Source organism: Roseovarius sp., assembly GCF_018066915.1.
Lineage (GTDB): Bacteria > Pseudomonadota > Alphaproteobacteria > Rhodobacterales > Rhodobacteraceae > Roseovarius.
In genome coordinates, this window is sequence record NZ_JAGPVV010000230.1 from 1 (window position 1) to 9,598 (window position 9,598).

9 protein-coding genes and 1 pseudogene are annotated in these 9,598 nt (G+C 62.5%); 7 read left to right on the forward strand and 3 right to left on the reverse strand.

Annotated elements, in window-relative coordinates:
- The 4 genes from KBT70_RS12800 to KBT70_RS12815 all read left to right on the forward strand — a co-directional run.
- The coding region (locus KBT70_RS12800) for an aldehyde dehydrogenase family protein (RefSeq protein ID WP_296634032.1) at positions 1-289 on the forward strand (289 nt) is incomplete at its 5' end.
- Positions 286-1,626 carry an FAD-binding oxidoreductase gene (locus KBT70_RS12805; RefSeq protein ID WP_296634035.1) on the forward strand — a complete coding sequence of 447 codons (1,341 nt, stop codon included), beginning with the start codon at positions 286-288 and terminating at the stop codon, positions 1,624-1,626. The genes KBT70_RS12800 and KBT70_RS12805, both read left to right, overlap by 4 nt.
- A 163-nt stretch (positions 1,627-1,789) precedes the next feature.
- Positions 1,790-2,128 carry a hypothetical protein gene (locus KBT70_RS12810; protein WP_296634038.1) on the forward strand — a complete coding sequence of 113 codons (339 nt, stop codon included), beginning with the start codon at positions 1,790-1,792 and terminating at the stop codon, positions 2,126-2,128.
- A 233-nt stretch (positions 2,129-2,361) separates the two neighbouring features.
- A complete protein-coding gene (locus KBT70_RS12815) occupies positions 2,362-4,059 on the forward strand; it encodes a type I secretion protein (protein ID WP_296634041.1) in 1,698 nt (565 codons plus the stop codon).
- Between the two features lie 18 nt (positions 4,060-4,077).
- Here the strand turns inward: KBT70_RS12815 and KBT70_RS12820 are convergent, their stop codons facing one another.
- Positions 4,078-4,908 (reverse strand): ABC transporter permease, encoded by an 831-nt coding sequence (locus KBT70_RS12820; RefSeq protein WP_296634044.1) that lies wholly within the window; start codon positions 4,906-4,908, stop codon positions 4,078-4,080.
- 180 nt (positions 4,909-5,088) lie between these two features.
- On the opposite strand from KBT70_RS12820, the gene KBT70_RS12825 reads away from it, so the two are divergent.
- A complete protein-coding gene (locus tag KBT70_RS12825; RefSeq protein ID WP_296634047.1) occupies positions 5,089-5,691 on the forward strand; it encodes a GcrA family cell cycle regulator in 603 nt (200 codons plus the stop codon).
- A gap of 19 nt (positions 5,692-5,710) precedes the next feature.
- On the opposite strand, the gene KBT70_RS12830 is transcribed toward KBT70_RS12825, so the two are convergent.
- Together KBT70_RS12830 and dapE are read right to left on the reverse strand one after the other, a co-directional pair.
- The gene (locus KBT70_RS12830; protein WP_296634049.1) at positions 5,711-6,292 is read right to left on the reverse strand and encodes a TIGR04282 family arsenosugar biosynthesis glycosyltransferase; all 582 of its coding nucleotides are present in this window, start codon (positions 6,290-6,292) and stop codon (positions 5,711-5,713) included.
- Entirely contained in the window at positions 6,292-7,443 is a 1,152-nt protein-coding gene (dapE, locus tag KBT70_RS12835; protein ID WP_296634052.1) for a succinyl-diaminopimelate desuccinylase, read from the reverse strand. The genes KBT70_RS12830 and dapE overlap by 1 nt, the downstream gene beginning before the upstream one ends.
- A 368-nt stretch (positions 7,444-7,811) precedes the next feature.
- Between dapE and KBT70_RS12840 the strand changes: the two genes are divergently transcribed.
- A complete protein-coding gene (locus KBT70_RS12840) occupies positions 7,812-9,392 on the forward strand; it encodes a Hint domain-containing protein (RefSeq protein WP_296634054.1) in 1,581 nt (526 codons plus the stop codon).
- A 3-nt stretch (positions 9,393-9,395) separates the two neighbouring features.
- A pseudogene (locus KBT70_RS12845) lies at positions 9,396-9,598 on the forward strand (hypothetical protein); the annotation flags it as partial.

Consider the following 9,598-nt stretch of genomic DNA (forward strand, 5'->3'; position numbering starts at 1 on the left):
GGACAGTTTCGATGCGGCGATTGCTCTCGCCAATGACACCGAATACGGTCTTGCCGCCTCAATCTTTACCGCCAACATCAAACGCGCGATCCGGGGCGCGCGGGCTATCCGGGCGGGCACTGTCACGGTCAACAGCTTTGGCGAGGGCGACATCTCGACCCCGTTCGGCGGGTTCAAGGCCAGCGGCTTTGGCGGGCGCGACAACGGCATCCACGCACATGACCAATACACACAGATCAAGACGATCTGGGTGGACCTCAGCGACGATGCGGATGAGGCGGTGGAGTGACAACCCTTCGGGTAAAAGATCTGCCCGACCTGCCCGGTCGGGCCGCCTGGAACGCAATCCTAGGGCCCGCTCCGGCGCACGCGCCTCTGACGGGCACGCGCACCGCTGACGTGGTGATCGTGGGCTCAGGCTTTGCCGGGCTCTCCGCAGCGCGCAGGCTGCGCCAGATTGACCCGAATGCCTCAATCGTGGTGCTCGAGGCGGGGCGCGTCGCCGAAGGCTCTGCCGGGCGCAACTCGGGCTTCATGATCGACCTGCCGCATGAGCTGACCTCCGAGGATTACGCCGGGGCAGGCGATGACCGGGCGATGATTGCTCTCAATCGGCAGGCCATCGCCTTTGCGGCTGAGGCCGTTGATGACTATCGGATCGACACCAATTTCTTTGACCGCGCGGGCAAGATCAATGGTGCCGCCAGTGACACCGCTCACGCACACAATGAGAGCTACGCCGCGCATCTGGCCTCCCTGGGCGAGCCGTCCGAGATGCTGGATGCCCGCGCAATGCGCGACCTGACCGGATCGTTGCATTACCGCTCTGGCCTCTTTACGCCGGGGACCGTCATGCTCCAGCCGGCGGGCTATATCCGAGGGCTGGCGGCGGGGCTGTCGCGGGACGGTGTGACCATCCATGAAGAGAGCGCAGTCACGGCGCTATCCCGTGAGGGCATCGCTTGGAGGGTCTCTACCTCTACGGGTCAGATCAGCGCGGGGGCTATCATTCTTACGGTGAATGGCCATCTCGAAAGCTTCGGTTTTGAGCAAGGGCGGCTGATGCAACTCTTTCTCTACGCGGTCATGACGCCTGAACTGGACGCGGACACGCTGGCCCGGCTTGGCGGAAAAAGTCGCTGGGGCATCACGCCCGCCGACCCGATGGGCACGACTGTTCGCCGGATCGACGCAGGCCAAGGCGGCAATCGCATCATCACGCGCACCTGCGCCACACTTGCGCCGGGGCGAAAGGTGGGCCCCGGCCATGTCGCCCGCGCCGCCCGCGTCATGCAGCAGAAATTCGAGACCCGCTTTCCGCAACTCAAGGGGATGCGCATGCAATACGCCTGGGCCGGGCATCTCTGCCTCACGCTCAATGGCGTAGCCGTCATGCGCAGGCTCGATGACGGGCTCTATTCTGGATGCGTTCAGAATGGCCTTGGCACCGCGCGCGGCACGCTGACGGGCATCGGAGCGGCGGAACTCGCCTGTGGCATCACAAGCGACATCACCCATCATTTCACCGCCGAGGACAGCCCCCGGCGCCTGCCGCCGCAACCCTTCCAACAGATCGGCGCCAACGCGGTTCTGCGCTACAAGGAATGGCGCGCGCGCGAGGAATGAGGTGCGCGGGCGAGGCCTGCCATTCGGACCCGACACAACTGTTGCGGCCGACAATCGCAGGTCAGACCCCTGTTGCGAATTGAAGAATCTCACCAGTTCAGGCAAACATCCTGACAACAAGAGTCCGAAATCGGGCAAGCCATGAGAGCAAGAGGCACGGGTAATGAAGCATTGGGTGATGTTGGGGGCGGTTCTGGCACTGGCGGGATGTGGCGGGGGCGATGGCTCGCTTGGGAACAGCGGCGGCAGGCCGATGGCCAGCGGTCCGATCAGCAGCGCCTGCATGCAGTCCGACCGCAAGGCACGCTCACGCGCCCTCTGCGGCTGTATTCAGGCGGTTGCCGATGACACGTTGAGCGGCAGCCAACAGCGCCGCGCCGTCCGCTTTTATCGCGATCCGCAGGCGGCGCAAGACATCCGGCAATCCAAACGGCCCGGCGACGAACGCTTTTGGGAGGCCTACAGCACCTACGCGCAACGCGCAGAACAGATCTGTCGCTAACCCTCTTACAGCCCCCTGCACACCACGACCCGCGTCGCCTCAGCGACCTCGGGCAAAGCCGTTTTGCATAGACTATGGATTACCCAAGCAACCCCGCCAAGGAACCGCTTAGGTCTTGCAACACAACGATAATCTCGTTAAAGTTGTATTGTATCGATTGAATCCCCCTTAAATAGTATCTGAAGGCAAGGACATCATGCGCCGGGTCGTTCCGGGCAGAGCGGAGCCGTGGGATGTCATTCATTTTGTCGATCGAAGACGTCGGGAGCACCCCCTACACCGAGGCCCATTTCGGGGGGAACCTGCTTGCAACCCGAGACATCGCGGGGGACGGCGGCACCTTTGCACAGACCGCCTCCACGCTCGGTATTTCCTATCTGCGCTATCCCGGTGGGGCGCTGACCGAAGAGTGTGCCTGTATCTACGAGGCGGACCGCCTGTCTGATCCGCCGCTCGCGGTTGACGACGACCCTGTCCTGACCTCTGTGACCGAGATGTTCAGCTATGCCACCGAGGCGGGGATTGCGCTGACCCTTGTTCTGCCTACCCGTGACTTTCTGACGGAATTCACCGACGCCAACGGGGATCGCTTTGCTGCCGTTGACGAGACCGCCATCCGGCAATTCATCGCGGACATTGCCGAGGGGAGTTTCGGTATCGCGCCCGAGATTCAGGCCTTTGAAATCGGGAACGAGTATTGGGGCAGCGGCGAGATGAACACGGTCGAATATGGCCGTCTCGCCTCTGAGATGGCCCTGATCGTCGATGACGAGATAGCGCAACATCCCGACAGCCCGCAATTTGCACAGACTGATATTCTGGTGCAGATGGGCACAAACAACGGGCAGTCGGATTTGTCCGGCCTGTTTGACGGCACGGGCGCGGAACAGCTTGCCGCCGCGAACGAGATGTTCGGCCTGTCCCTGTCCGAGGAGGATTACATCTATTCATCCGGCGAAGTTGCATGGTCCAAGGTGAATAACGCGATCCTGCTCGATCACTTCGACACCGAGGCAGAGCGCGCGGCCGTGGACGGCATCGTCGCGCATGTCTATTCGCGCGGCGAGGATGTGCCGGGCAGCCGCACTTTCGAATTGTCCCAGATCGGGGATACCTGGCTGGAGGCGATGCCGGACCTGAAAATCTATGCAACAGAATGGAACCTCAAGCGCACGGTCGGGGACACACGCGAAGAGGAGTTTGGCCTGAAACAGGCCCATGAAATGCTCAACATCATGGAGGCGTTTCACTGGGGCGGGGTTGATGCCGCGCATGTCTGGGCGCTTCAACTCAACAGCCGCACCGCCCTTGCCGAGGTCGAGGGCGACGCAGACATGCGCGTCGCGGGGGAAATGTTCCGCCTGATGAACGATGTCCTGCCCGGCACCCGTCCCCTGTCGCTCTTAGGCAGCGCGGGGCGCGAGACCGAAGTGCAAGGGGCCACCGCCGATGTCCATAGCTTCTATGCCGAGGACCGGCTTGTGACCTTTATCGCCTCGACCTCTGATGAGCCGGGCGAGCAGATCGTTGATTTCACCAATCTGGTAGAGGATGGCGGCCAGATCACGATCACGCGGCTTGGTGTGGCCGAGGGGGAAAACCCCACCGCCACATCGGCAGAACCGCAGATCACCCAAGAGGAGGCTGGCGCGCTCTTCGACGATGGCATCTTGATCACCGATCTGGCCCCTCGGGAAATCCTGATGATCGAGATGGTGAACCCCATTTATACCGATGCGGTGCGTGACATGACGGCGCCCCCTCCGCCCGACGACGATCCGATCCTGCCTATTCTGCCCCCCGAACCTCCGCCAGAGGATCAGGTCAACTCAACGGATCAACAAAGCGCAGATGAGGACAAGGATCAGGGTGAGGGTGGGCTTATGTCGACCTTGCTGGGCGTGCTTCCGCTCTTGTTCTTTGCGGGATAACGCAGAGCAAGCGCCGGCTTAGGCCTTGAGCCGATAGCCCGTGGCCAACATGCGCCACGCAATCAGGCAGATCGCCAACGTTGCCGCAGCACCCACGGTCAACCCGAGCAGAGGGTCGCTGTCCGACACCCCGATCACGCCATAGCGTGCGCCGTCGATAAGGTAGAAAATCGGATTGAAATGCGTGACCGTGTAGAGCACCGGCGGCAGCGCCTCGACCGAATAGAAGGTGCCCGATAGGAAGGCGAGAGGAGTCACAATGAAATTGGTGATCGCCGCCATCTGATCGAATTTGTTGGCAAAAATCCCCGCGACAATGCCGATGCCGCTCAGAAACCCGGCTCCAAGCAGCACAAAGCAGAGCGCCCACAAAGGATGCGCAAGCCCGATCCCGAGGAAAGCCCACAGCCCCAGCCAGATCGTCACAGCCACCAACAGGCCGCGCCCCACACCCCCTGCGAGATAGCCAAGCACCAATTCCCCTGCCGAGAGCGGCGGCATCAGCGTATCGACGATATTGCCCTGCACCTTGGAAATCACGATCGAAGAAGATGTATTGGCAAAGGCATTCTGGATGACCGTCATCATCAAAATCCCCGGCGCAATGAAGGTGGTAAAGGCCACGCCCATCACATCGCCACGGGCCGGGCCGATGGCGATGGTGAAGATCAGCAGAAAGAGCCCCGCCGTTACCAGTGGCGCAAGAATGGTCTGCGTCCAGACCGCCATGAACCGGCGCGTCTCGCGTTCGGCCAGCGTGGCAAGCCCCAACCAGTTGACGCGCCCGAACCGCCGCGCGCCCATAGCCGACGCCATGGGCAATCCGTTCTCTCTTGCGTGATCTGTCATTTGTCGCTCCTTGCCTCGGTGGTCTGGCACTTTTTTGGGCGTGTTTCCACCACGTCGGGCCTCTCGGCCGCGATTCGATGCCTTGTAACTCACACGCCAGTGACTAGAATAGGGGCTTGATCAGATTTGCAAGGCGGCGGGCCCGGGGCCCGGTCCGCCTTTTGACCGAAGGAAACCCCGATGTCCTGGAACGACGAACGCGTTGAAATGCTCAAGAAGATGTGGGGAGAAGGTCAATCCGCAAGCCAGATCGCCAAGGAACTGGGTGGCGTGACCCGCAATGCGGTGATTGGCAAGGTGCATCGCCTTGGCCTGTCCAACCGCAATGGCACGGGGCCGACCGCGACACCCGCCCCCAGCACGCCAGATCCCAAGTCCAAGCCAGCCGTGGCCAAGACCGCCGAAGCGCCGCAGCCCAAACCCGCGCCGAAACCCGCCGCAAGAGCCGAGGAACAGCCGGAGCCCACCAACGAACCCGTCGCGGTGGCCCCGGTGAGCCGGATCAAGGCGATCATTCCCGCAGGCCAACCCCTGCCGCCGCAACCTTCGGCCAACGAGATCGACCCCGAGGCTCTGGCCAAGGTGAGTGAGATCGAGAAGAAGGCCAAGAAACTCACGCTGATGGAATTGACCGAGCGCACCTGCAAATGGCCGGTGGGCGATCCTGCCACGCCGGATTTCTGGTTCTGCGGTCTGCCGGTGCAGTCGGGCAAGCCCTATTGCGAGGCGCATGTGGGTGTCGCGTTCCAGCCCATGAGCAGCCGCCGCGACCGCAAGCGCTGAGAGGGATTGCAGCGCACGCTCAGCGCGACGGTTTCAGGTCCTTTGCCGTATCGACATCGTGCAGCCGCTCTACAAGGGCGATGCGCGCGCCCGGTAATGTGTTGATCGTGTCGCTCAGGGCGTCAGAGGTTGACCAACGGACCCCCTCAAAGAGCGTGGCCGGAATGCCGCGCGCCCGTTTGAGGCCGACCAACCAATAGCCCCCGTCCATCGCGGGGCCAAACACCGCGTCATTGCGCCCTAAGGCCTTAAAAGCCTGCGCAATATGCGCCGGGGTAACGCCCGGAATATCCGCGCCGATGATGCAGACCGGGCCGGGCGGCATACCGCGCAAGAGCCGCCCCATCCGGTCTCCCAGATCACCCGGCCCCTGCGCCACACGCGGCAAATGGGCCGGCCAGACGCGGCTCTTGAGCCCTGCGTGATCGGGGGACACCGCAATCACGACCCGCCAGCGGGGATCGTCCACCTGCCGCAAGAGGCGCGCCACCTGATGCCGAAACCACCACGCCGCCGCGACCATGCCGATGTCACGCCCCAGACGGGTTTTAACGCGGCCGGGGCGCGGTTCCTTGACCATGACGATCAGATAGCGGCGCATCAGCCAAAGTAATCCCGCAGGATACGGGCATAGATCGCCTTGAGTTGGTGAATCTGCGCCACCTCGACCCGTTCATCGACCTGATGCATGGTCTGGCCAACAAGGCCGAATTCAACCACCGGGCAGTGATCCTTGACAAAGCGGGCATCCGAGGTGCCCCCGGTAGTCGAGAGCACGGGCACCACGCCGGTCTCTGCCTCAACCGCGCGCGCCACCAGATCCGACAGGGGCCCCGGCGGGGTGAGAAAGCTCTCGCCCGACACCTTGACGCGCATCTCGCCGGTGATGCCGAAGTCTGCGCAGACGCGGTCCATCTCGTCTTGCATCCAAGCGATCAGACCGCTGCTGTGATGGGTGTCGTTGAAACGGATATTGACGGTGGCGCGGGTCTGTGCCGGGATCACATTGGTCGCGGGATTGCCTGTGTCGATGGTCACGACCGCCAGCGTCGAGGGATCGAAATGCGCCGTGCCCGCGTCCAACCGGTGCGAGGCGAGGCGATCCATCAACCGCGCCATCGCGGGCAACGGATTGCGGGCGCGGTGCGGATAGGCGGAATGGCCCTGCACCCCCGTCAGCGTGAACCATGCCGAGAGCGAACCGCGCCGCCCGATCTTGATCATCTCGCCCATGCGTTCCGGGCAGGTCGGCTCTCCGACGAGGCACGCGGTCATGGCCTCGCCTTCGGATTGCATCCAATCGAGCAGGGCCACCGTGCCATCCAGCGCATCGCCCTCTTCATCGCCAGTGATCGCGAGGATCACCGCTCCATCGGGCGGCGTCTCGCGCACGAAATCCACCGCCGCCGCCGCAAAGGCCGCAACGCCCGATTTCATATCCGTGGCCCCGCGCCCCCAGATCATGCCGTCTTTCTCGACCCCGCCAAAGGGCGGCACTGACCAGGCCGCCAGATCCCCCACCGGCACCACATCGGTATGCCCGTTAAAACCAAAGCTGCGCGCCGCCCCCTTGGCCCCCCAACGGGCAAAGAGATTGGCCACCTCGCCCCGATCCACCCGGACACAGGTAAATCCGGCCTCGCTCAGAACCTCTTGCAAGAGGCACAGGGCCCCCCCCTCTTCCGGCGTGACCGAGGCGCAGCGGATGAGGTCAGCCGTGAGGCGAGCGGGATCAAGCGGGGTGTGGGGCATGGCATGCGTCCTGTATTTCGGGTTTGCCCGAGGCCTAGCGCGGATCGCGCACAAAGGCAAACCGGGCAAAATCCAAAGCATCGCCCAATGCGTCCTTGCCACAGCTTGCCCCCGTGCGGCGGCCTCCGGCGAATAAACCTTAACAACGCGAAAATAGTTTGCTATCCAAAAGGATATAACAAAACCCGAGGCAGGGTGAACAAACCACGTCAGGGCCGCCAGATCCGCAAAGGACAGATTGGTCCGCGACATTCGAGCAGCAAGGCGCATAACAGGCGACACCATGCGCTTTTGCATCCCGGATCGGGCGGTCATATGGACCGCGCGTGTGCTTGGGCACGCTGCCTCTGCAAGGGGCAGGCAGAGACATGGTGGCAGGCGTCGAAATCCCGATCAATCTGAACGCATCCGCGATTCAGATGGCCCAGACGATATTCGGTGACGGGGTGCAGGTGATCAATGCCTCTTACACCGGCGACCGTGATTCATCGGGCATCTACACCAATGGCAACGCCATATCGCCCGGCGTCGTGCCAAGCGACAGCGGTGTCATGTTCTCGACCGGCGATTTGCGGAGCTTCACCAACAACAACTTCTTCCAATCGAACCAGAGCGCCAGCACTACCTCCACATCGAGCGGCCCCAATGGCGTGGCGGATTTCAATGCCGCCGCGGGGGCGCAGACCTTTGACGCGTCTTTCCTCGATGTGGATTTCATCCCCACCGGCGATGTGATGACGATGCAATTCGTCTTTGCCTCCGAGGAATATCCGGAATTCGCGGTAGGGGCGTTTCAGGATTTCTTTGGCGTATGGATCAATGGAAGCCTTGTGCCGCTCAGCGTCGGCGATGGCGACATCGACCCCAACAACCTCAACGCCGGGTCCAACAGCAACCTTTTCATCGACAACACCCAAGACCAGTTCAACACCGAGATGGACGGCTTTACCGTCACGATGACCCTGACCATTCCGGTCAATTCCGGAGTGGTGAATTCCATCCGCATCGGGATTGCGGATGTGACGGATGCCAATTACGACTCGACCGTGCTGATTGCCGCCAACAGCGTGCAAACCACGCTTGTGGCGATGGATGACACGGCCACGCTCTTTCCGGATGGCACCCGCATCATCGACCTTCTGGGCAATGAGGTGAACAACACCACCGGCACGCTGACGATCACCCAGATCAACGGCAAGGCGGTCGTTGCAGGCGACATCGTCACCCTCAATTCCGGCCAGCAAATCCGGTTGAATGCGGATGGCACCATCGAGGTGATCGGCGATGGCGACACCGAGGTCTTCAATTTCACCTACGAGGTTCAGAGCAGCACCGGCCAGACCGATGTCGGCTTTGTTACTGTCAATTCCGTGCCCTGCTTTGTCGCAGGCACGCTGATCCGCACGCCGGATGGCGAGGTGCCCGTCGACGCGCTGCGCCCCGGTGATCTGGTGATGACACAGGATGACGGCGCGCAACCGCTGCGTTGGATCGGGCGGCGGCGTGTGGCGGCGATGGGCGATTTTGCCCCGATCCGGATCGCCGCCGATACTTTTGGACGGCATCGGACATTGTTACTCTCGCCCCTGCATCGGGTGCTGATCCGCGATTCACTTGCGGAATTGCTCTTTGGCGAGCGTGAGGTGCTGATCGCGGCGCGCGATCTGGTCAATGACCGATCGGTGCGGCGGATCGAGGGGGGCATGGTCGACTATGTCCACATCCTCTTTGACCGGCATCAGGTGGTCTTTTCCGAGGGTCTGGCCACTGAGAGTTTCCTGCCCGGACCGCAGATCACCCACAGTTTCGAATCTGAGATCATCGCCGAAATTTGCGCACTCTTTCCGGAAATCGACCCCGAGACCGGCGCAGGCTATAGCCCCGCCGCGCGCCGGACACTCCGGAGCTATGAGGCGCGGCTGTTGGTGGCGCAAGGGCTGGCGGCCTGAGGGATGGGGTGGATCGGGATCTCCGATCAGGCGGGAGGGCGGTTTGCCCTGAACGGGCTTGACGCACCGCAAGCGGCGGCGTCGCCCCCCGATCCAAACGCTCTTCTGACGCGCGGCACGCTGATGATCGAGACACGGCTGTCGTCCGAAGGACGGCCACAGACCCTTCTGGCCTTTAGTCGCAGCCATCCTTGGAGCGGGGGGCT

Bases quoted from the DNA above. Each gene is read 5' to 3' on its own strand.
- KBT70_RS12810 (WP_296634038.1), top strand. From the start codon at position 1,790: ATGAAGCATTGGGTGATGTTGGGGGCGGTTCTGGCACTGGCGGGATGT.
- KBT70_RS12815 (WP_296634041.1), top strand. From the start codon at position 2,362: ATGTCATTCATTTTGTCGATCGAAGACGTCGGGAGCACCCCCTACACC.
- KBT70_RS12820 (WP_296634044.1), bottom strand. From the start codon at position 4,908: ATGACAGATCACGCAAGAGAGAACGGATTGCCCATGGCGTCGGCTATG.
- KBT70_RS12825 (WP_296634047.1), top strand. From the start codon at position 5,089: ATGTCCTGGAACGACGAACGCGTTGAAATGCTCAAGAAGATGTGGGGA.
- KBT70_RS12830 (WP_296634049.1), bottom strand. From the start codon at position 6,292: ATGCGCCGCTATCTGATCGTCATGGTCAAGGAACCGCGCCCCGGCCGC.
- dapE (WP_296634052.1), bottom strand. From the start codon at position 7,443: ATGCCCCACACCCCGCTTGATCCCGCTCGCCTCACGGCTGACCTCATC.
- KBT70_RS12840 (WP_296634054.1), top strand. From the start codon at position 7,812: ATGGTGGCAGGCGTCGAAATCCCGATCAATCTGAACGCATCCGCGATT.